The organism is Streptomyces sp. NPDC050636, assembly GCF_040654775.1.
Lineage (GTDB): Bacteria > Actinomycetota > Actinomycetes > Streptomycetales > Streptomycetaceae > Streptomyces.
In genome coordinates this window covers 166,103-186,741 of sequence record NZ_JBFAIP010000003.1, presented here as the reverse complement: position 1 = coordinate 186,741, position 20,639 = coordinate 166,103, and the positions used below count along the sequence as shown (strand labels likewise).

General features: G+C 68.3%; 17 protein-coding genes. 11 read left to right on the top strand and 6 right to left on the bottom strand.

The features are described from left to right. From AB0I10_RS05510 to AB0I10_RS05475, 8 genes are all read left to right on the top strand, one after another. Positions 1–377 (top strand): hypothetical protein (locus AB0I10_RS05510; RefSeq protein ID WP_363150998.1); only part of this gene is annotated, 377 nt, incomplete at its 5' end. Between the two features lie 1,037 nt (positions 378–1,414). Further along, positions 1,415–1,594, top strand: coding sequence for a hypothetical protein (locus AB0I10_RS05505; protein ID WP_363150997.1), 180 nt, complete (start codon positions 1,415–1,417; stop codon positions 1,592–1,594). Positions 1,595–2,414: 820 nt separating this feature from the next. Beyond that, positions 2,415–3,107, top strand: coding sequence for a chaplin (locus tag AB0I10_RS05500; protein WP_363150996.1), 693 nt, complete (start codon positions 2,415–2,417; stop codon positions 3,105–3,107). Between the two features lie 847 nt (positions 3,108–3,954). Next, positions 3,955–4,458: a hypothetical protein gene (locus AB0I10_RS05495; protein WP_363150995.1), complete on the top strand. Its 504-nt coding sequence runs from the start codon at positions 3,955–3,957 to the stop codon at positions 4,456–4,458. Positions 4,459–4,786: 328 nt separating this feature from the next. Then, complete coding sequence (locus AB0I10_RS05490; RefSeq protein ID WP_363150994.1) at positions 4,787–5,071, top strand: hypothetical protein; 285 nt, start codon at positions 4,787–4,789, stop codon at positions 5,069–5,071. Positions 5,072–5,372: 301 nt separating this feature from the next. After that, positions 5,373–5,648, top strand: coding sequence for a hypothetical protein (locus AB0I10_RS05485; protein WP_363150993.1), 276 nt, complete (start codon positions 5,373–5,375; stop codon positions 5,646–5,648). A gap of 1,058 nt (positions 5,649–6,706) precedes the next feature. Further along, positions 6,707–7,006, top strand: a complete 300-nt coding sequence (locus AB0I10_RS05480) for a hypothetical protein (RefSeq protein WP_363150992.1) — start codon at positions 6,707–6,709, stop codon at positions 7,004–7,006. A 213-nt stretch (positions 7,007–7,219) separates the two neighbouring features. Continuing rightward, positions 7,220–7,423 carry a hypothetical protein gene (locus tag AB0I10_RS05475; RefSeq protein ID WP_363150991.1) on the top strand — a complete coding sequence of 68 codons (204 nt, stop codon included), beginning with the start codon at positions 7,220–7,222 and terminating at the stop codon, positions 7,421–7,423. 934 nt (positions 7,424–8,357) lie between these two features. Here the strand turns inward: AB0I10_RS05475 and AB0I10_RS05470 are convergent. The 3 genes from AB0I10_RS05470 to AB0I10_RS05460 all read right to left on the bottom strand — a co-directional run bounded on the left by AB0I10_RS05470 (position 8,358) and on the right by AB0I10_RS05460 (position 10,031). Then, the gene (locus AB0I10_RS05470) at positions 8,358–8,525 is read right to left on the bottom strand and encodes a hypothetical protein (protein WP_363150990.1); all 168 of its coding nucleotides are present in this window, start codon (positions 8,523–8,525) and stop codon (positions 8,358–8,360) included. Between the two features lie 334 nt (positions 8,526–8,859). Further along, positions 8,860–9,207: a hypothetical protein gene (locus tag AB0I10_RS05465; RefSeq protein WP_363150989.1), complete on the bottom strand. Its 348-nt coding sequence runs from the start codon at positions 9,205–9,207 to the stop codon at positions 8,860–8,862. Positions 9,208–9,338: 131 nt separating this feature from the next. After that, on the bottom strand, positions 9,339–10,031 hold the full coding sequence (locus AB0I10_RS05460; RefSeq protein WP_363151099.1) for a hypothetical protein: 693 nt from the start codon (positions 10,029–10,031) through the stop codon (positions 9,339–9,341). A gap of 1,264 nt (positions 10,032–11,295) precedes the next feature. Between AB0I10_RS05460 and AB0I10_RS05455 the strand changes: the two genes are divergently transcribed. Next, on the top strand, positions 11,296–11,937 hold the full coding sequence (locus AB0I10_RS05455) for a MerR family transcriptional regulator (RefSeq protein WP_363150988.1): 642 nt from the start codon (positions 11,296–11,298) through the stop codon (positions 11,935–11,937). On the opposite strand, the gene AB0I10_RS05450 is transcribed toward AB0I10_RS05455, so the two are convergent. Next, on the bottom strand, positions 11,925–12,614 hold the full coding sequence (locus tag AB0I10_RS05450; protein ID WP_363150987.1) for a methyltransferase: 690 nt from the start codon (positions 12,612–12,614) through the stop codon (positions 11,925–11,927). The genes AB0I10_RS05455 and AB0I10_RS05450 overlap by 13 nt on opposite strands. A gap of 651 nt (positions 12,615–13,265) precedes the next feature. Here AB0I10_RS05450 and AB0I10_RS05445 point away from each other — a divergent pair. Together AB0I10_RS05445 and AB0I10_RS05440 are read left to right on the top strand one after the other, a co-directional pair. Beyond that, entirely contained in the window at positions 13,266–14,450 is a 1,185-nt protein-coding gene (locus tag AB0I10_RS05445; RefSeq protein WP_363151090.1) for an acyltransferase, read from the top strand. Positions 14,451–15,445: 995 nt separating this feature from the next. After that, a complete protein-coding gene (locus tag AB0I10_RS05440; RefSeq protein ID WP_363150986.1) occupies positions 15,446–16,816 on the top strand; it encodes a hypothetical protein in 1,371 nt (456 codons plus the stop codon). Between the two features lie 50 nt (positions 16,817–16,866). Here AB0I10_RS05440 and AB0I10_RS05435 read toward each other — a convergent pair whose 3' ends face one another. Continuing rightward, positions 16,867–19,041 carry a tetratricopeptide repeat protein gene (locus AB0I10_RS05435; RefSeq protein WP_363150985.1) on the bottom strand — a complete coding sequence of 725 codons (2,175 nt, stop codon included), beginning with the start codon at positions 19,039–19,041 and terminating at the stop codon, positions 16,867–16,869. A 229-nt stretch (positions 19,042–19,270) separates the two neighbouring features. Beyond that, the gene (locus tag AB0I10_RS05430; RefSeq protein WP_363150984.1) at positions 19,271–20,620 is read right to left on the bottom strand and encodes an FAD-dependent monooxygenase; all 1,350 of its coding nucleotides are present in this window, start codon (positions 20,618–20,620) and stop codon (positions 19,271–19,273) included. Between the last annotated feature and the right edge of the window lie 19 nt (positions 20,621–20,639).

Below are 20,639 nucleotides of genomic sequence, written 5' to 3'. Positions count from 1 at the left end.
CGGAGCAGGAGCCGGCGGAGCAGCCTGCTGCACAGGAGCCGGAGCAGGAGCCGGCGGGGCAACCTGCTGCACAGGAGCCGGAGCAGGAGCCGGCGGGGCAACCTGCTGCACAGGAGCCGGAGCAGGAGCCGGCGGAGCAGCCTGCTGCACAGGAGCCGGAGCAGGAGCCGGCGGGGCAACCTGCTGCACAGGAGCCGGAGCAGGAGCCGGCGGAGCGACCTGCTGCACAGGAGCCGGAGCAGGAGCCGGCGGGGCAACCTGCTGCACAGGAGCCGGCGGAGCGGGCTGCTGCTGAACAGGAGCCGGAGCAGGAGCCTGCTGCGGAACAGGGGGCGGGGCGGCACCGTTGTACCCGGCGGGAGCGTCGGCATGACTGACGCCGGCGCCGATGGCGGACAGACCGCCGGCCGCTGCGACGACGAGCATGACCTGGTGAAGCTTGCGCATGGAACCCTCGGCCCTTCATTACCTGTACATGGAAATCTGACTACTTATTGCTGTCTTGCGCGCGCTAACAGTGGTAATTCTGAGGTTTCACACCCAGCGCACCCGCGTGTCGGACCACGGTGGAAGCTCCTGCAGGCCCGCGACGGCACTGATTACGGTGCCCTCCAACGCTCCTCGAAGCCGACGGCGGATCAATCGCCTCTCCTCTGATTTCGCGTCAGACAACATTGCCGGCATGGCCACCACGGGCCGCCCCGATACAGGGAGGGGATTTCCCGGCGGCGGCCCACGGGCCCATTCGCTGTTCTCTCCCAGGGGGGAACGAGATTTCCTCAGGTCGCGTCACGGGAGCCGATGCGCAGTCACCCGTTTGCCGCCCTGCGGGCTTCGGCCTGTTGGTGGCGACGCGGGCACAAGGACGCGATGCAACCGCCCGCGCGCACCACCCCAACCGCCAACCATGCAGCATTGACAGTCGGTTTGGTGCACCTCTGCAGTCGAGGTGTGGTGTCCGCGTTCATGGCCAGTTGCCGACGTGAATAGAGGCTCATGTGTTCAGGTCGCCTCTCCAGTCACGCGACGCTGACGGCCTCTTCGATGGTGGAGAGGCGGTGTCTCCTCGTCCGAGAGAATCATCTTCAGCCTGCGGACCAACAGTTCGCCGATCTTCCTCTTCAGTTCCTCCGCTCGCTGCTCCCGGCGGCGTAGTCGCTTGCATGTCTGGCAAGCCCAACCCGCCGATTGAGCAAAGCTGTTGAGAATTCGCGCAAGACCCATCAGGAACTTGTCACTACGGCAGGTGATGCGCCAGGAACGCAATTGCTTGGCGAGCCGCGTCTCATGCGCACGTCGCGCAATCGTACGTTCAGGTGATCGCCTGGCGTGGACGTCGGAGCCTGCCCCGCACGGATGGAAGGGTGGCCCGTGCAAACAGCCGTTAACGACACGAGATGAAGCAGGAGCCGCTATGCGCCGTGCACTCGCCACCCTTGTGGGAGCCCTCGCTCTCACCGGGGCCCTATCCGTACCTGCCCACGCCGAGGGTCCCGGCTCGAGCGTCTCCGGCCTTCTCGGCGTACCCGTGAAGGCCGCCTCCGACATTGGTCCACTGCACCTCGGTGAGCTGCCGCTGCTCGGCCCCGGCTGACCATCTGATCGGGGCCGGTGCACCGACCGCGGCGACGTCCACGTAGACAGGCGGGCCCGTAGTGCGGGTGGGTGATGCCCCCGCTCGGTCGGCTCTCACGGTTTGCCCGGCGGCTGTGCGGGGTGCGACACGCTTTTCGTGGCGTCCCGTGCGGCGTTGGGCGACCCGGAGTCGGCTATCCCATGACTCCTCGCGCCGCGCCGAGAAAGGCCAGTCGACTTTCCTCCACGTGATCACGCACGTTCTCGGGGCCGGAAAGGCTTTCCCACGCGGCCGGATTGAGGTCGAGCAAGTTCGAGTGCGCCGCATCGTGCACAGGCAGCCGGAACTGAAGCGGGATCAACCTTTCGCACGCCAGAACCAGTAGGGGTGAACAAGCCGGTCTGGTTGAGGTGGTCGACCACCGGCGCCACCGCCCATGCCGTTGACCGCTGCTGGCTTCAAGTGGCTGGCGATCGCCGCCCACACCTGAAGCCGCACAGCTCAAAAATAAGCTCAGCCTTGATCTTTCATGACAGTGCGCCGGATGTTCCGACGGGCCATTTCGGAGTCACGAGCCAGTGACGTGCAGGGCGGCGGTCCGGCTTTCGCGACGGGCGGGCACTGGTGGCCGGACCGCCAAAGCAGCGCTCATCTTCCACCTCGCCCTGAAGTGATCACCGCTGTGAATACCTCTCCATAAAATCGGAATTGGAGTCACTCCTCAGTACGTACCAAGCTGAAAGAGTGATCGAAATGCCGGATTCGTAGCCTTCCCCCTCCGTTCTCGTTGAGTCGTGTGCGGTCCGCGGTCGTGACCGCACTGCCAAGGAGGAGTCACGTGATCAAAAAGGTCTTCGCCGCTTCGGTTGCCACCGGCGGCCTGCTGCTCGCCAGCGCGGGCACGACCGTTGCCGACACTGGTGCCGAGGGCGCCGCCGTCGGCTCTCCCGGCGTCGTCTCCGGCAACCTGATCCAGGTTCCCATTCACATCCCGGTCAACGTGTGCGGCAACACGGGCAACCTCGTCGGGGTGCTCAACCCCGCCTTCGGGAACAAGTGCGCCAACGTCGGCGGCCACCACCACGGCCACGGCAAAGGCAGACCCCTCGCCAAGGGCGTGGCCGCGAAGTCCCCGGGAGTCCTGTCCGGGAACCTGGCACAGTTCCCGGTCCATGTGCCGGTGAACGCGTGCGGCAACTCGGTAGATGTGATCGGAGCGCTCAATCCCGCCGCCGGCAACGACTGCGTCAACGTCGAACCCCACGCGCGGCACCACCACCACTCACAGAAGCATCACAAGCCGCAGCAGCGCCCCGACAAGCCGTCGCATCACCACCGTGCGATGGTGCCTCCGGTCAAAACGCCCAAGGTCGGGCACCACCCTCAGCACGACGCTGCGTCTCCTGCTCGCCCCGAGCTGGCACGCACCGGTGCGGAAAAGCTCGGCCTGGCGATTCCGGCCAGTGCCGGGCTGATGCTCGGTGGCATCCTGCTCTACCGCCGGGGGCGCCGCGCCGCAGCCCAGAACTGAACGTAGATAGCGGCAGCTGTCCAGACTGTCACTCTGTCGCGTATGAGTGTCATGAGTGTGGGGTCCGGTGGTCACCGGGCCCCACACTCATGCGGCTTATCAAGTAGCCCTGGCCTGGCGGATGATGGCTTCGGAGAATTTCCGAGTGGGGAGCACCGCTACGGCGTCCGCTTTCCTGAACACCCGCTGGCAGGCCGCCGACATCCGCCTCCTGCCGTGAACTCTCGTGCCGCCGAGTCGTCATGACACCTGGCGGCCGTGGGGCGCTACGGCCGGCATGCGTCGGTGTGGATCTCCCGGAAACCGGTGCAGAGAGTGAGTCGCGGCAATCCCCCCCCGCATGAGCCGCAGCAACCACGTGGCAACCACGCCGAGATCACTACCTACTGCAAGGGCCTACTGCAAGGGCCTACTACAAGGACGAGGCACCAACACCCCAAATGATTCACGCCAGTGGGCAAACGGGTGACTGCGCATCGGCTTCCGTGACGCGATCTGGGGAAATCTCGTTGCCCCCTAGGAGAGAACAGTGAATTGCGCCCGTCGAGTACTGCCGGGGAATTGCTCTTCCCCGGCGCCGGGGGGGCGGCCCGTGGCGACCACGTCGGCAATGTTGTCTGACGCAAATCAGAGGAGAGGCGATTTGATCCGCCGTCGACTTCGAGGAGCGTTGGAGGACACCGTAACCAGCGCCGTCGCCTGCCTGCGGGAGCTTCCACCGTGGTCCAACACGGGGGTGCGCAGGGTGCGCAGGACGTGAAACCCCAGGATTACCACTGTTAGCGCGCGCAAGACAGCAATAAGTAGTCAGATTTCCATGTACAGGTAATGAAGGGCCGAGGGTTCCATGCGCAAGCTTCACCAGATCGCGCTCGTCTTCGCAGCGGCCGGCGGTCTGTCCGCCATCGGTGCCGGTGCCAGCTTCGCCGACGCTCCCGCCGGGTACAACGGTGCCGCCCCGCCGCCCGTTCCGCAGCAGGACACCCCCCAGGCCGCCGCTTGGACCGCTTCACAGGCCACTTCGCAGGCTTCCGGCTCGCATGGTGGTCGGCAGCAGGGCGCCCCGCAGGCCGCTGCCCCGGGTTCCGCCCCGCAGGGGGCCGCCCCGCAGGTCTCCCCGCAGGTCAACCCACAGCTCAACCCTCAGCTCTCGCCGCAGCTCTCCTCGGCGCTCTCGCCGCAGGGCGCCCCGCACGAGCAGAACAACCTCTTCCGCCCGTACCAGGAGTGCAGTCCGCAGACGCTGCTCGACGCCGACCTCCCGATCGGCCTGCTCGCCGCACCCCAGACCCACGGCGTCACCTGCACCCAGGCCAACACCCAGGCCAACGCTTTCGCTGCCTCCAGGTAAGGCCGCTGGGGTCGCCGCGCGCGATGCTCGCTGCGGGCCCTTCGAGGGTGATCCCTCGAAGGGCCCGTTCGTTTGCGGCATGGATGAACGGGTCGCGTGTTGGTGCGGCCGAGCGGGTGGTTCGCCACCGAACGTCTCTGCCCGTACCAGCCTACCGAGGCCCTGACCTGCGCAAAGTGCGGGATAACTGCCGATCCGGCACCCCGATGCGATGGTCATAAAATCCGGCGCGTCGTTGAGTGGCTGGGGGATATTTCGTATTAGTCTCCGGTAACTGTACGAAGTCGATCAATGGCAGATCGAAACCGCTCAATCTACCGGAGAAGATATGCGCAAGCTTCACAAGGCTGCCGTAGTGGTCGCCGCCCTCGGCAGCGTCGGCTTCCTCGGCGCCGGCCCCGCCAGTGCCAACGGCCATGGCCACGGCGGCGGCATGAACATCCATCAGGGCTCCTCGTGCCGGTCGCACGACCTGAACGTCGACGTCCTGGGCGAAGTCGGGATCCTCAACGGCGTGCTGGGCAACGCACTCAACGGCGAAGGCTCCCCGGGTGCGCAGGTCACCCACATGGGCTCGACCCAGGGCTGCAACAACAGCGCCCTCAGCCACTAACCCTCAGCCACTAACCGAAATGGGTCCCGGCGTCCGAGCCGCAAGCTCGGTTCCGGGACCCATTTCCGACCTTCTTGAAATCCCCTGACTCTCGTGGAGAAGTCGGGTGACGGATGCATGGGACAGTGGTGGCCTGGCAGCTGAAGTGCGGTGCCTGCCAATGCTGTTACGAGTTCACGTGTTGCGTCCGGCCGATATTCCGCCGGTTCCCGAGGCCATGACACCACTGGCGTAGCGGGAGCACCCGCGCGGGGCGGACGAGATGCGGGTCCGCAGGCGGGTCCGCAATACTCTGGGGCCGTTGTTCACCGACGCCGAGCTCACCACCGGCGCACCGGCGGGGATGTTCTCCGAACTGCGGCAGCCGGGCCTGTCCCCGGCGCTCCTGCTGATGGTGGTGACCCTGCAGTTCCGCCACAACCGCTCCGGCCGTCAGGCCGTCGAGCAGTGGTCGACCGGATCTCCAGGAAGTACGCGGTGGTGCGCCACAAAGCGCCGCTATTCCGCGCAAGGGGGAAAGGACCTCGCTGCTGGTCAGTCGCAGCAGGTTGGTGCAGCCGCCTTCGCCGGTAAGTGAGCAGGCGCGGAGGCCATGTTGAAGATCTGCTGCGTCGGTGTGCCGAGACCGCCGGGGTGCAGCTGGGCGGCTCGCTCGACGTCCACATAGTGGTGAATGCGGGAAGCCGTCCGATGCCGCCCAATCTTCCAGCAGCAGGCAGGCGGCAGCCAGTAGGTCCGGGCAGATTCGCCGTCGAATGATGGCATCGGACGATTCCGGTGCCCACCTGCGGAAATTCCCCAGTACATCGTCCTCGTCCCGGACCGAGGCAAGTCGAACGTGATCGTTCGTCTCGTGCGCACCCCTTGCCTTCGTCGGCACAATGCCGGGGTCGCCGCAGATCCAGCTCCCCTGCGTGCCTGCAAGCCTTCGGGGCTTGTTTGAGAAGCAACGTGCCTGGAAGTTGGGAACAGCCTGATCCGGGAGGTGCCGGGGGGGAGCAGTCCCGACAACGTAGCGGGGGCGCGCTGGTGAACGTCGCGACCCGGTTCAGCCTGCGCGCAAGCATTCACGTAGCTGGTGTCGGCGCCCGTCCCGCCCCCCCGTCGGGCTGAAAGCTCGCCGACCATGCTTCTCGGGAGGCCCGGCCCCCGCCCCGCAGGCCTTCCCGCGGGAGCAGAACAACCTCTCCCATCCGTACCAGGGGGCCGTCCACAGACGCCGCTCGACGCCAGCCTCCCGATCGGCCTGCTCCCCTCCCCCTAGATCCGGGGCTTCCGCTGCACCCAGGCCAACGCGTTCGCTGGTGCTGGGCAAGGCCGCTGGGGTCCCGCATGCGATGCGCGCGCCGCGGGCCCTTGGGGTGAGCCCTCGAAGGGCCCGTTTGCGCGCAGCATGACCAAATGAGTCGTGCGCGGTACGACCGAACGGGTTGTTCGCCTCGGAGCGCCTGCTCTCGATTCCGGCCTGGCGACGCTCTGACCTGCGCAAAAGGCGGGGCAACTGCCGCGCCGACACCAAATTTCGATCATACAATCCGGCGCGTCGCTCGGCATCTCGAGGAGCTTTCGGATTAGCCTCCGTAACTGTACGAAGTCGATCCAACACAGATCGAAATTGATCAATCGGGAGAAGAAATGCGCAAGCTTCGCAAGGCTGCCGTAGTGGTCGCCGCCCTCGGCAGCGTCGCCCTCCTCGGCGCCGGCACCGCCTACGCCGACGGCCACGGGGGCCACGGCAAGAACAGCGGCTTCGAGATCGACATCAAGCAGAGCGCCTCGTGCACGTCGCACGACACGAACGTCGACATCCTCGGCGAGGTGGGGATCGCGAACGGTCTGGGGGGCAACCTGCTCGGCGGCGAAGGCAGCCCGGGCGCGCAGTCCACCCACCTGGGCTCGACCATGGGCTGCACCAACAGCGCCCTCAGCAAGTAACCAAAACAGGTCCCGGTGCCCGAGCCAGAGGCCGGCACCGGGACCCCTTTTTGACCTTTTCAGGGCGGGGCGCGGGCATCCGCCCGATCCGCACCCGGGCCGAAGAGTCGCCGGCCGGGCTTAGCGGAGACGCCCGGCCAGCGCCTGGACATCAGACCCGGTCAGGTGGACCCGCACGGGAGCATCCGCTGTCTCCGGGACGACAGGTCCCGCTTGGTGTGGACCCCGGGGCTCTCCCCACACCGCACACCGCACACCGCACACCGCACACCGCACACCGCACACCGCACACCGCACATCCAACTCGGCGGGACATCCCGGGGCTGGTTCGGACAGTGGATGGCGATGTCGCCGCCGGCCAGGGAGCGGATCTCGGCCGACGCCGGCGCGGCCAACAACGGCCACTGGGACCGGTGAGGATTACCCCGGTCTGCCAGTCCAATTCAAAGCGGCTGTCAGGCCCGGCGGCAGCAGCCCTCCGGTGTCGTACCAGTTGAAGGTCCGCTCGTGCGCCTCGACGACGCCGGCAGCCCGTAGCGGGGGTGATGCAGGTCAGGTCCCCGTCCACCTGCTCCTTGTAGTCACCCGGGTTGTACAGGTGGCCGTGGCCGAAGGAGTGTCCGGTCAGGGGGATGTGGCGCCATTCCGAAGCGGATGAGAGGGCGCCTTTGACCGGCCCCACCCCTTCGGGATGACAGCCGTTGCAAGGGGAACCGGCCCCGTGTGCCTACCGCACGCGCCCCAGGTCTTCATGGTCTGCTGGTGCGAGGCGGCCGGGCCTCTTCCGTTGGACTCCGGCTGGAACAATCCTGCCTGCCCTCAGGAGGCGGGATTGCCGCCCGGCCCTGCTCGCCCCTTACCGGGCAGGGCCGGTCCGACGAGCGGGTGCGCGGGTGGGTAGCAGCGGGCCGTGCTACGGCACATATGGGCGGCTGGCGTAGTCGCGTTGGGTTGAGGCAGGCCGCGCCATGATGGACGCTCGGTGCGAATTGCCCCATGGCGGAGCTTGGTCGGCTTGGGGCTGCCGGCATCGCCAGGCAGTTGATGCCGGGGCGCCATGGAAGGCCGTAGAGCCTGTACGGATTCCAAAGCCATGCCCGCCTCCGACAACCGGAGCAGGCAGGCATATCGAAGCAGATGGCACGTCAGACGCTGCGGCACTGACCATTGTCGGACACCGTGGAGAATCTCGTCCAACGGGCGGCGGGCAACGGCTCGTGGGACCAAGGACGCGTGGAGAGTGCGCGGGCGTGCGCAACAGCGGTGCCCCACGATTGCCGATCCAGTGGCGGTTGGCCGACCCCGTCGGCGCCAGGTTGCGTTCGACGACCGCGTCGTCGCGGGTCATCACCTAGCCGAAAGCCCTGAGACACCGGGCTCCCTGGACACCACCGAGAAGGAGACCTTCAGGTTCGTAGGCGGCGGCCAGCAGGGCGTTCGGTCGGCAGCGTGCCGCCACGAACTCCAGGTAGTCGTCGGCCAGGGCGTGCGTCAGCGGTGCCGCGGGGGCCCGCGGCACCGATGCGTCTTACCAACCCCGGTGCCAGGTCATCGGAGCTCCTCGACGGGAGCAACCATCGTGACCAGAAAGCACGAGAACGCAGAAAAGTTGTTACCCGTATAGCCGTCGAAATGTGCGAACGCCTCGACACGGGCGGCCACAAGGCACTGGTCCATCGTCAGCACCGTGCACACGAACAATGTGGCGCGAGGCGGCCAGGACCCTCACGAACGCCCAGGCACTGTGCGCCTTGCCGGTGCGCGGGTTGGCCCACTTCGGGTTGGTCCGCTTCCCCGTCGAGTCGTAGTGCCGGGCTCGGGATCAACCGGTCCGGCCAGCCACCGTTCGAGGCTCAGAAGCTGATCTGGGGCGGCTTGAAGCCCTTGGGTAGCGGCACCCTGTTGGAGCAGTCCACAACAGGTCCGGTCTCCGTGTTCCCCCTGTTCAGCAGACCGCTTTCGGGCCACACCACGCGATGCCGGGCGGTCGACGAGCAGTGCTGCCGCTGCTTGACGACATGCCTGCCGTCCTTGCTCGTATAGGAGGTCTGGCCCTCATCGATGCAGGTGGTGTTGCCCAGGGCGGAGCGAGTGCAGTCGCCCGAGGATCCCGCGGCATACACCTGGGTGGCACCGGTGCAGGTCAGAACGAGGCCGCCTACGAGCCCCGAAACGACTGCGATCTTCTTGCGACTGAACATGTGCTGCGTTCCTTTGCGATCGATGCCCGGGCGCCATGCACGACGAACCGGCCGGCGCCCGGGCCCTGAAGAAGGTCGAAAAACGGGCCCCGGCGCCGGGCTTGCAGCTCGGGCACCGGGACCCATCTCGGTTACTTGCTGAGAGCGCTGTTGTTGCAGCCCATGGTCGAACCCTGGTGGGTGCGCTGCGCGCCCGAGTCGCCCTCACCGTTGAGTGCGTTGCCCAGCACGCCGTTCAGGAGCCCGACCTCGCCGAGGACGTTGAGGTTCAGGTCGTGCGACCTGCACTGAGTGTGCTGGCTGACATCGATGTCCTTGCCCTTGTCCTTGCCCTTGTGGCGGTCCTCGGAGGACTCCTGCGGGGCTTCCTCCTGCGGAGCGGCCTGGGGGGCGGCCTGGGGAGCAGGCTCGGGGGCGGGCTGCGGAGCGGCGGGCTGGGGTGCGGGCTGCGGGGCGGCCTGCGGAGCAGCCATCTGGGGAGCGGGCTGCGGGGCGGCCTGAGGGGCGACAGCCTGGGGAGCGGGCTGCGGGGCGGGCTGCGGGGCGGCCTGCGGAGCGACAGGCTGGGGGGCGGGCTGGGGGGCGGCCTGCGGAGCAGCGACCTGGGGAGCAGCCTGCGGGACATAGGCCTCCGGAGCGGCTGCGTGCGGGTGCCAATTGTTGTTGGCGCCCTGCGCGGTGGCCTCTGCGGCGGACTGTGACGTGGCCCATGCAGTGACCTGCGGGCCACCGTTGTGCCCGTGGGCGAAGCTCACGCCGGCGCCGAGCGTGGACAGACCGGCAACCGCTGCGACGACGATCGCGACTTGTTGAAATTTACGCATGGAACCCTTGACCCTTCACTACATGTACGTGGAGACGGCTTGACTACTTATCGTAATCATATACACACCGAAAGTAGTCGCCCTGGGATTTGACCTCACTGCGCACCCCCGTGTCGGACCACAGCAAAATTCGCCTGTAGTCCCCACGACGACACTCGCTGCGCCGCATTCCAACGCCGCCGAAACCGACGGCAGCCCCATCGCCTCTCCTTTGATTCGTGCCGGACGGCGCCCTATGAGCGTTCTTCCAGGCACGTCGCGCAGCCCACCCGTCCCGGACGGGACTTCTGAAGACTCACATATCAGCCTCTCAGCCGCGATTGAGGGCGTGGCCGCCGCGGGCCCATTCGCTGCCCTTTCCCGGAGTGCAACGAGATTTCCCCCCGGCCGGGTCACGGGAGCGGATGCACGGCCACCCATTTGCCCACCGACGTAAATCATTTGGGGCTTGGCGGCTGCGCGGCTCCGCGCCTGGCCTCGCACGCCGGCGAGTCAGCCCCTCGGGGTGACTGGCCCCCTCCCCAGTACTCGGCTCTGGGACGAACGCCCGCCCCCAATGCCCAGCAACCCAGGCCAGGGCGCCATGCATTGGACCCGCTTGCTGCTGGGCCGGTGCCTCCGCCCAAGGCTTCTACGTCCGCCTGATGCCCCCGAGGCTCGATCACGTAGATCTTGCCTATCTGATCGGCGATCAGCGGATCCGCCACGTCCAACACCAACGCCAACGCCAACACCAACGCCATCGCCATCGCCATCGCGCCAGAGAAGATCAAGAGTCGCCGCAGGGTGAAGCAACCCTCCCAATTGGAGGGCCGCCGCCATCGATTGACGGGAAGACTTCGGTACGGGCGAGGAATGCGGCCGTGTCCAGCGCGTCACGGCGAATTCGGGGATGGTGCTCGGATTGTTCAGGCGAGCATCGTGGGGTTTTGGCCGATGAACGACTGGATCATCGAGGGTGGCGGGTTCCAGTGGCGTGGGCTCTTGTGATCCATGGTCAATGCGTCGTGTCGCTGTGCCATGGGCCGCCCTTGCCTGGTGGTCGCGAAATGTTCTGTGCGGCATCACAGACCATGCCTGATTCCGGATGCCGGGATGGCAGATGGCTGGATGACTGGATGGCAGATGGCTGGTTGGCAGATGGCTGGTTGGCAGATGACTGGATGGCGGGCCGAAAGCAGACAAGCCAGATAGCTGGAGATACGTGGATCGGTAGATAGCGGATCTCACCGGGATGGATTCGGTGGGCCGTTATCCTCAACAGATGCGGATCGGAGAACTGGCGCGGCGGACCGGGGTGCCGGTTCCGACTATCAAGTACTACACCCGGGAAGGCATGTTGCCCGCGGGTGAGCGCATCAGTCCGAACCAGGTTCAGTACGCGGAATCGCACGTCCGGCGGCTCAAGGTGATCCGCGCGCTGATCGACGTGGGCGGGTTGTCGATCGCGGCGGCCGGCGAAGTGCTTGCCGAAATCGATTCCCCGGGTCGTACCGTGCACCGGATGCTCGGTACGGCCCAGACCGCGGTCAGTCGTACGGTCGCGGAGCCCGGCACCGACGAGAGGTGGGCGGATGCCGAGGCGGAGGTCGCGGAGTTGGTGCGGCGGCACGGCTGGGCAGCCAAACCGGAGAATCCGGGGTGGCAGACGATGGTCCAGGTTGTGGTGGCCTACCGCGACCTCGGTCAGGGGGAGTTGCTCGGTCTGCTCGACCGGTATGCGGAGGCAGCCGGGGTGTTGGCCGCCGCCGAACTTGCCGTCATCGCACGTGTCCCGAGCACCGACGGCAAGGTCGAGGGTGCGGTGCTCGGGACCGTGCTGGGCGACGCCGCAATGGGCGCGCTACGCCGTATCGCTCAGGAGGACGTCTCCCGGCGGGTGCAGGAGCGGCCTCACTCGGCTTGACGGGTGGGAGCGGTGTTCTGACGCACGGGAACGGTGTCGCTGTGAACGGTGTCGCTGTGAACGGTGTCGCTGACCAGTGCCAGATGGTGGACGCGGGCCGGGGGCAGGTTGCCCAGAACCGTCTCCGTACGGAAGGCGTGGCGGTGGAGTATGCGGCGCAGTACGTCCTGCCCGGCGAGGGTGTGTTCGCGCGCCGCTCCCCCGGCGAACGTGCGGCGTAGCGTGGCCCCGCCTACGTAGCCGAAGAAGGACAGCGTGCCGCCCGGCCGCAGCGCGCCGAGCAGTCGGCCGAAGATTTCGGCTGTCGTAGGGGCGTCGAAGTTCGCGAACGGCAGGCCGCAGACGATCGTGTCGTAGGTGCCGAGATCGTGTTCCTGCACAAGGCCGGTGCGGAAGCGCAGCCTCGGGTCGCTGCCGTAGGTGCCTTGCAGCATCTCGGCGAAGCGCGGGTTGGCCTCGATCAGATCAAGGGTGTCCAGGCGACCGAGCGCACCGGCGATGTGCCGGGTCACCGCTCCGGTGCCGGGCCCGACTTCGAGCACCGCGCGGGAGTTTCCGGGGCTGGGGATCACATAACGGGTGAGGGCCCTGCCGAGCCGACGGCTGCTTGGAGCGATCGCTCCGACGTCCTGGCGTGTCCGGGCGTACTCCCGGAGGAACAGCGTCACTTCAGCCATAAGGAACCTACATCCGTAGTGATAGCAGTACTATCGATAGTCTAGGTTACGGATGCGCTGAGGGTGCCGCTGACGGCATCACTCCGGTCCGTGTGCCCACTGACTGGCATCACAATCCGTGAATGTCGAGGAAATGCTCCGGAGAAGATATGCCGTAGGGGCACTCCGTGGGCACTGCGATGCGACATGTGGCCTTATCTAGGCCCGAATTGGAGCTCCGGCAGGGCGCGCGAGGCCAACTGGCTGATGCCTCGCGCGAACCGCGGCTCGCAGCGTACGGGCCTCACACCTCTCGTCTGCGGTGTGGCTGGCCAGGGGGCTACCCGGAGGTAAACCACAGGAGCGAAGTGCGGTCTGCCCCACCTTGGTTGGGGGGTGGACCGCAATGTTTTTCTTCGGCCCACGGCGGAGCATGAAGGAGTTCGCATGAACAGTCAGTGATGGAAAGTAACGGCCAGCGACGGTAGTCGATGGGCGTTGACGGGCGTTGACGGGCCTTAACAGGCCTAGTTGGGGCGTTGACGGCCATCCACCGGCCTTGAGGCGAGGAGAGGAAACCGCCATGCCGCATCCGACGAGAAATGCCACAGCATGAGTCCGGACAAGAAGAGTCCGGTCACGGCGCCTCGCCCGCGCACACTGCGGCTCAGCATGATCGGGAGTCGCGATCTGGATCAACGTGACCGCGGCATCGATGGGTTGCGGGCACTGGCGCTGGTCGCCGTGGCGATCGGCCATTGGCTCGTCGGTGGCTTTGTGCGCGATGCGGACTCCGCGCTGCACAACGCCAGTCCCTTATCCAGCTTCGGACTTCTGGCACCCCTCACCTGGGTGCTCCAGATGCTGGGGATCTTCTTCCTGGTCGGTGGCTGTGCCTCCGTGCTGTCGTTCCGGCGCGCGGCCGAGCGAGGCGAGTCGACGGGCGTATGGGTACGCGGCCGGCTGGCCCGGCTGTTGCGGCCCGCCGTCGGCGTCACCGCCGTCTGGGCCTTGCTGGCCCCGCTGCTTTACGCGACGGGGGTGCCCGTCTCGACGGTGCGTACGGCGGCGACACTGGTCATCCAGCCCCTGTGGTTCGTGTGCGTCTACGCCGTGGTGACGGTCCTGACGCCGTACTGCATGGCCGCCGATCGACGACTCGGTGGCTGGGCGGCGGCGCCGCTGGCGGCGGTCGTCGCTGTGGTGGATTTCCTGCGCTACAGCCCGGTCGCGGACTCGATACCGTCTTGGGTGGGGCTGTTGAGCCTGTTCCCCGGCTGGATGTTCGCGTATCAACTCGGCGTCTCCTGGGGTGAGAAGCGGCTCGGCCGTCGGGGTGCCTGGCTGCTTCTCGTCGGCGGTGCGGCCCTGTTCGCGGTACTGCTGCTCGTCTTCCACTATCCGGCGAGCATGGTCGGCGTCCCGGGCCAGGACCGTACGAATTCCCATCCGCCGTCGCTGTTGGTCATAGCCCTCGCTGCGGCACAGTCCGGGGCCGCGATACTGCTCCGGGACCGCATCGCCGCGCTGCTCCAACGGCCCACGTTGTGGGTTCCGATATCGGCCGTCAACCTCTTCGCGATGACGATTCTGTGCTGGCACCAGACCGCGATGGTGGCGGCCGCCCTCCCGGCGTCGTTCCTCGGTACGGTGCCGGGCCTGACCACCTCACCGGACTTCGCCGGCTGGATGCTGACCCGGCTGCCCTGGCTGCCGCTCTTCGCCGGCATCCTGATCCTCATCGCACGGGCGACCCGGCGATTCGAGACACCGTGGACGGGCGTGACCCGGGGCCGCCGAATACTCGCGGGGGCGCTGGCCTTGGGCTTCTCGGTCTTCGCCCTTGGGGTGGCGTGAGGAATGTGCGTGCGCTCCTGGCCCATGCTGTCCACTCCGGCAGCCCGGATCGGGTCCGCCGGGTTGGCGCGCCGCGTCAGATCGGCCGACAGGGAGACCGCCGCTGCGGCCAGTGCGGAGGTTCCGGCGTTCCGGATTGCGCGCCGGCGTCTCTTCTCCAACCAAGTACCGGCGTCAGGAGCCGTCATGCCGGAATCCAGCGATTGGAAGCCCACCAAGGAGCGAGCGCTCCATGTGGCCCTTGGACGCGGGCGCCATACCCCCGCCGTCAGAGTGGTCATCTATGCGCCCATAACGGCCTGAGGCAGTGTCCCCATAAGCCGGAAGCGTCTCGCTCGCGCTCTGTGGACGGATGGTGGGGTTCGGAGGGGAGCAGGGAGCGGTCTTCAGGGCCTGAATGGCCGCCGGGCAGGTCCGGACCGCCTCGCGGTTATCGTGACTGGCCATGCGCGTGGTGGCGCGGCATGGCGGGACGGGCCGAAGAGGGGTTTGGGTGAGCGCGGAGCAGGGCGGGTGGATACGGGTTCCAGTGGGAGGCGATGCCCGACGGTGGGCCACCCGGGGGCGGTCTCGAACGGTCCTGTTCGTGGTGCACAACGTGACCTCTGCGACCCGGCTGCTGGACGTTGTGCCGCTGTTCCGTGACGACACGCGGTTGCAGATGCTGGCGACCTGCACGGGATCGTCGCCGTTCCAGGCCGGGGTGGCGGACTTGCTGGCCAAGGTGGACGTGCCGGTGCTGCCGTGGTCTCAGGCGCTGAGTACGCCGGTAGATCTCGCCATAGCGGCCAGCTTTGGTGGTCAACTTGACCGCATTAATGGCAAGTTGTGCGTTCTGTCGCATGGCGTTGGATACAATAAAACGCTGGCCACGCCGGGAGCCGGGAGCCGGGAGCCGGGAGCCGGGAGCCGGGAGCCGGGAGCCGGGAGCCGGGAGCCGGGAGCCGGGAGCCGGGAGCCGGGAGCCGGGCGTCGACGGCGCGCCTGTTTTCGGGATGTCGCCGGAGTGGCTGCTCGCGGACGGCACACCCATCGCGGATGCGATGGTGCTCTCGCACCCCGAGCAGCTGGAGCGGCTTCGGGCCGCGTGTCCGCAGGCGGCACACACCGCCGTGCTCGCCGGGGATCCGTGCTTCGACCGGATGCTGGCGGCGCGCCAGCATCGTGACCGGTTCCGTCGCGCGCTCGGCCTGCGACGCGGACAGCGGCTGCTCCTCCTCAACTCCACCTGGAATCAGGAATCGCTCTTCGGGAACGGCGGCGCGGAAGACCTGCTGCCCTCGCTGCTCCCCCGGCTGACCGGCGAACTCCCGGCAGACGAGTACCGGCTCGCGGCGGTCCTGCACCCCAATATCTGGCACGGCCACGGTCCCGGCCAGATCCGAGCCTGGCTGGACCGAGCGCGTCGCGGCGGCCTGGCCCTGCTCGACCCGCTGGAGGGCTGGCGCCAGGCGCTGATCGCCGCGGACGCAGTGATCGGGGACCACGGATCCGTGACGTATTACGCGGCCGCGCTCGGTACCCCCGTCCTCCTGGGCGCGGCGCCACTCAACGGGCTGGACCCGCGCTCCCCGGTCGCGGAGTTCGTCCGCACGGCGCCCCGGCTCGATCCGCAGGCGCCACTGCGGCGGCAGATCGAGACATTGATCGACCGGCACCGTCCACTGCCCGGCCCCGCGGAACTGACCACGTCCGTGCCGGGCAAGTCAGCGCCGCTGCTGCGGGAAACCTTCTACCGCCTCATCGGGATACCCGAGCCGTCGGATCCCGCGCTGCTCGCCCCGTTGCCCCTTCCGCCGTACGATCCGCCGCTGCGCACCGCACCGCTGCGGGTACTGACCCGGCTGCTGGGGAAGGGCGAGGTCACGGTCCGTCGCTTCGCCGAGCCGGTACATGAGCCGGTACATGAGCCGGCACAAGAGCCAGCGCATGACAGGGCCCACGAACCGGATGCCGCGCGGGTGGAGGGGCATCTGGCCGTGCACGAGGAGGGCCTCGACCCCGAGGTGACCGCGCTGGCCGATGTGATCTTTCGGTACGGGGAGGCGGACGATCGCCGGCTGGGGCCGCCGGAATGCTGGGGTGCGGAGGTACTGGCCCGGTGGCCGAACTGCGCGCTCGCCGCTTACATCACGGAGCCCGACGTCTGCACCGTGCGTACCCGTACGGGCGCGGTGGTACGGCTCACCGCATCGCCATCAGGCGCCGATCCGGCCGCCTACGCGTCCGCGCTGCATGCCGCACTGGCCGGGGGCACGGTACTGAAGGATCTCGTGGCGGACGGCATGACCGTACGGACGGGCCACGTCACCCACCGCGTGACGATCACTCCGGTCGACTGCCCCCTGGGTACCTGCAGTGACTGACCTGCCCCCTTCCCCCCGGCTTGCCCGCCCCATCACCACCCCATCGCCCATCACTCCATGTCGCCCGCGCATCGCTCACCCAGAGCCCGGAGGTGGATGAGGGGAAAGGCCGCCTGCTCCTCCTGGAGCAAGGTGGTCGCCTCGTCGATCAGGGGCCGCGCGGGGGCCGGGGCGCCGGAGTCGAGGTGGGTCTCGGCGAGGTCGGTGAGCGTGCGGGCCGCGTTGTACGGCTCTGCGCTGTCGCGGAAGAAGCACAGCGCACGCTCCAGCCGCTCCTGGGCTTCGTCCCAGCGGCCGAGGCCGCGCAGAGCCCGCCCCCGATGCCGTTCCAGGAGTGCACGGGCGCGCGGCACATCGGCGGCGCCCTCGCCGCCCTCGGGGATGGCCGCCACCAGGCCGTCGGCCTCGTCGAAGCGGTCGTACGCCTCCCGGAAACGCCACTGCCGCAGCCGCAGCAGGCCCAGCGACTCGACGGCGGTGGCCCGGCCACGAATGTGACCGGCGCGCTGCTCCGCGTCGGCGGCGGCGAGGAGTTCGGACTCGGCCTCCTCGTAGTGGCCCACTTCGACGAGGGCCAGGGCCAGTTGGGTGTGCATCCGTCCGGCCATCCGGGAGGCGGCCAGAGCCCGTTCGGAGGCGCTGTCCACGGCTCGCGCGTCGGCTTCCAGCGCGTCGGCGGCACGCGTACCGGCCCGGAGCGCGGGCAGCAGTTCGTCATGCCGTCCGGCCTTGAGCTGCACCGACCACAGTGCTTCGCACAGCTGGCATACGGAGTCGTGGTCGCCGAACTCCTCGGCAGCGCGGACGGCTTCAAGTAGCTGTCCGAGCTCGCCGACCAGGGCGGCCAACGCCTCGCCCTGATCGGTGTACGGGCTGGACTCCAGCCGTGCGTACAGCGGACCGAGGTGCCAGCGCTGCGGGAGCACGGCACGGTCGGCGCGTACCGCGAACTCCAGGGACCAGGCCACCCCACGGGCCACGGCGGCGGAGCAGCCGGCGATGCCGTCCTCGCGGGCGGCGGCCGTCTCGGCATGCCGACGTACGGAGGGGCGGTAGCGGTATCGGCCGGTGGCGGTGGTCTCCAGCAGTCGGCGGGCAGCCAGTTCGGCCAGCAGCGCCTCGGCCTCCGCTTCGTTGATCTTTGTGGTGGCGCCGGCGACGGCCGGCCCGATGGCGGGCCACGGGCGGAGCGCCAGCAGACGGTAGAGCCGCGCGGCGTCCAGGGGGAGATCCCGGTAGCCGTCCTCGGCGGCGGTGTGTACGGGGTCGTCGTCGCGCATGGCGGGCTCCTGGACCTGGCGGGGCGGCTCCGTCAGCCGTACGGCGGCGGCGCGCAGGGCGAACGGCGAGCCGGCACACCGGGCAAGCATCTCCGGCAGAGCGGCCTGAGCAGCGGCGATGGCCTCCTGCCCGGTGAGCTGGCCGAGGAGGTTGCGGGCGTCCTTCTCGGTGAGCGGACCGACCGCGACCGGTACGGCGTCCAGGCCGCTCAACGGGCGCCGGGCGACCACGATCGTGAACACCCCGGGTGCCGATGTCAGCACGGGCTGGACCTGGGCGGCGGACTGGGCGTGGTCGAGGACGACGAGCAGCCGACGGTCCGCGACGGTTGTGCGGTACAGATCGACTCGGTCCTCGACGGCCGGCGGAACCTCGTCGTCCGCGAACCCCAACTGCTGCAGGAAGCGGCGCAACATGGTGCCCTGGTCAAGTGTGCCGGCCGCCGCGCCGCCGCGCAGGTCCACGTACAACTGCCCATCGGGGAAGAGGCGGGCATGGACGCTCCCCCAGTGGACGGCCAGCGCGCTGGTGCCGATGCCTTCCGGGCCGTGGACCAGCGCGAGCCGGGGGCGCCCGTCGGCCTTGCGTCCGGCCTCGCGGTTGAGCAGCTTCATCGGATCCTGACGGTCCGTGAAGAACCTTACGGAGCTGGGCAACTGGCGCGGTACCGCACCTACGCCGGTACTCCCGAGCCGAGGTGCGCTGCGCGCCCAGGCCGCCAGTGCGCGGGCGTGCGCCGGGTCGCGCCGCGCACCGTCGACCAGCAGCCTCGCCACGGCCTCACGCTCTGCGCTCCCGGCCGGTGCGGGCACCTCCCGCCCCGCGATCCGCCGGACCAGTCCGCCGACCGACTCCCAGGCCCGCTTCCCGGCCTCATTGGCCATGGACGCCGTCACCGCGCCCAGAATCGCCGTGATCGCCCCCAGCGATATGGGATCCACCATGCCGCAACTCCCCCTACGCACCCTGGTCCGGCGCTCCGGCCGGCCCCCGTCACTGCCCCGCCTGCACCATCAACGGTATCGGGCACACGGCATGCGATGCCTCCCGGCCGCAGCGGCAATCAGCCAGGAATCCGGAGGGGTTCGTGCGGGCGTTTGCCGAGCGATGGGGGTGGGGGTGTCGTTGGGAGCGGGTGGATGGGGCGGGTGGGGCGCAACGACGCCGACCGAGTCATGTAGCCGCGACAGGGCTGCCTATGTCGCCCCCGGAAGTGGTCGTCCCCTGACGCCCCTCGATCATCGACGGGTAGTCCTCCAGCGTGATGTCCGCGGAGATGTCCTGGCCCTGTTCCAGCATGGTTGCGACCGCTGCCGGGTCGTTCAGGGCGGCGTTACGGGCGTTGATCGCCTCCTGGGTGGCTGGGGCCAGGAACTCGCCTGTGCCGCGGCCGCCTTCCTGGCATTGGGTGATATACGGGCGCAGCAGTTGTTCGTAGCGTGCGAAGGCCTGGTGGTGGTCGTTGCCCGCGGCGGCCAGTTCGCCGGCGAGGACATATGCACCGATGATTGCCGAGCCGGTGCCCATGCCGCCGAGCGTGGCGCCGTATGCAGCATCGCCGAGGAGCGCTATCCGGCCTGTGGACCAGCGCGGCACATCGACCCGGCTGATGGAGTCGAAGTAGAGATCCTCGGCACTCCATAGGGTCTCCATCAGCTCTGGCGTGCGCCAGCCCGCTCCCTCGTATGCCTGCGCTATCGCCTTCTTCAGGGACCGTGGGTCGCGGCGGTCGTAGTCCAACTCCTCGGATGCGAAGACGCAGAGGATCTCGCCTGTGTAACCCGCCTCTCCGGCTCGCCGGGGTATACGGCCGACGCTTGCCAGGCGGCCGGGCTCGGTGTAGCCGACCGGGCGGGCGCCGAGGTCCTGAGCGCCGGCGGGCAGGTCCCAGCCTGCGACGTAATAGCCGAGGTGGCTGACGAACTCCTTCTCGGGACCGAACGCCAGCCGTCGGACGGTGGAGTGCAGGCCGTCCGCACCGACCACGAGGTCGAAGGTGCGCGGCGCGCCGCGCTCGAAGGTGACATGGACGCCGTCGTCGGTGTCGGTGAGGGAGGCTATGGAGTCGCCGAAGAGGTATTCGGCGGCCTGGCCCTCGCGCTCGCACGCGGCGTTCTCGCCAAGGGCTTCGTACGTGGTGCTGTGGCCGGTCAGGCTGTGTTCGTACAGGATGCGGGACAGGTCCGAGCGCAGTAGCTCGACCTCGCCTCCTGTGAACTCAGTTGGCAACGCTGCCACTTGGCGGCCTTGAGCATCGATGAAGTTCACCGGACTGCCGCCCGCGCCGTGTCGCCTGATCTCCTCCAGTACTCCCATTCGCTCCAGCACGGCCAGATGGACCGACCCGCGGAAGTCGACCGCGAAACCACCGCCGCGCAGGGCGGGGGCCACCTCGATCACGGTGGGCCGGTAGCCGTAGCACCCGAGCCAGTAGGCCAGAGCCGGGCCGGCCACGCTCGCACCGGAGATCAGCACGGTCCGCTGCCGCCCCGCGGCCCGCCCCCTCGTTGTTCCGTACGTCATCACGCGCTCCCCATCCCCC

Excerpts from the sequence above, each read along its gene's own strand:
- AB0I10_RS05505 (WP_363150997.1), top strand. The coding sequence starts at position 1,415 with ATGCGCCGTGCACTCGCCACCCTTGTGGGAGCCCTCGCTCTCACCGGG.
- AB0I10_RS05495 (WP_363150995.1), top strand. The coding sequence starts at position 3,955 with ATGCGCAAGCTTCACCAGATCGCGCTCGTCTTCGCAGCGGCCGGCGGT.
- AB0I10_RS05490 (WP_363150994.1), top strand. The coding sequence starts at position 4,787 with ATGCGCAAGCTTCACAAGGCTGCCGTAGTGGTCGCCGCCCTCGGCAGC.
- AB0I10_RS05480 (WP_363150992.1), top strand. The coding sequence starts at position 6,707 with ATGCGCAAGCTTCGCAAGGCTGCCGTAGTGGTCGCCGCCCTCGGCAGC.
- AB0I10_RS05465 (WP_363150989.1), bottom strand. The coding sequence starts at position 9,207 with ATGTTCAGTCGCAAGAAGATCGCAGTCGTTTCGGGGCTCGTAGGCGGC.
- AB0I10_RS05460 (WP_363151099.1), bottom strand. The coding sequence starts at position 10,031 with ATGCGTAAATTTCAACAAGTCGCGATCGTCGTCGCAGCGGTTGCCGGT.
- AB0I10_RS05455 (WP_363150988.1), top strand. The coding sequence starts at position 11,296 with ATGCGGATCGGAGAACTGGCGCGGCGGACCGGGGTGCCGGTTCCGACT.
- AB0I10_RS05450 (WP_363150987.1), bottom strand. The coding sequence starts at position 12,614 with ATGGCTGAAGTGACGCTGTTCCTCCGGGAGTACGCCCGGACACGCCAG.
- AB0I10_RS05445 (WP_363151090.1), top strand. The coding sequence starts at position 13,266 with ATGATCGGGAGTCGCGATCTGGATCAACGTGACCGCGGCATCGATGGG.
- AB0I10_RS05440 (WP_363150986.1), top strand. The coding sequence starts at position 15,446 with ATGTCGCCGGAGTGGCTGCTCGCGGACGGCACACCCATCGCGGATGCG.
- AB0I10_RS05435 (WP_363150985.1), bottom strand. The coding sequence starts at position 19,041 with ATGGTGGATCCCATATCGCTGGGGGCGATCACGGCGATTCTGGGCGCG.
- AB0I10_RS05430 (WP_363150984.1), bottom strand. The coding sequence starts at position 20,620 with ATGACGTACGGAACAACGAGGGGGCGGGCCGCGGGGCGGCAGCGGACC.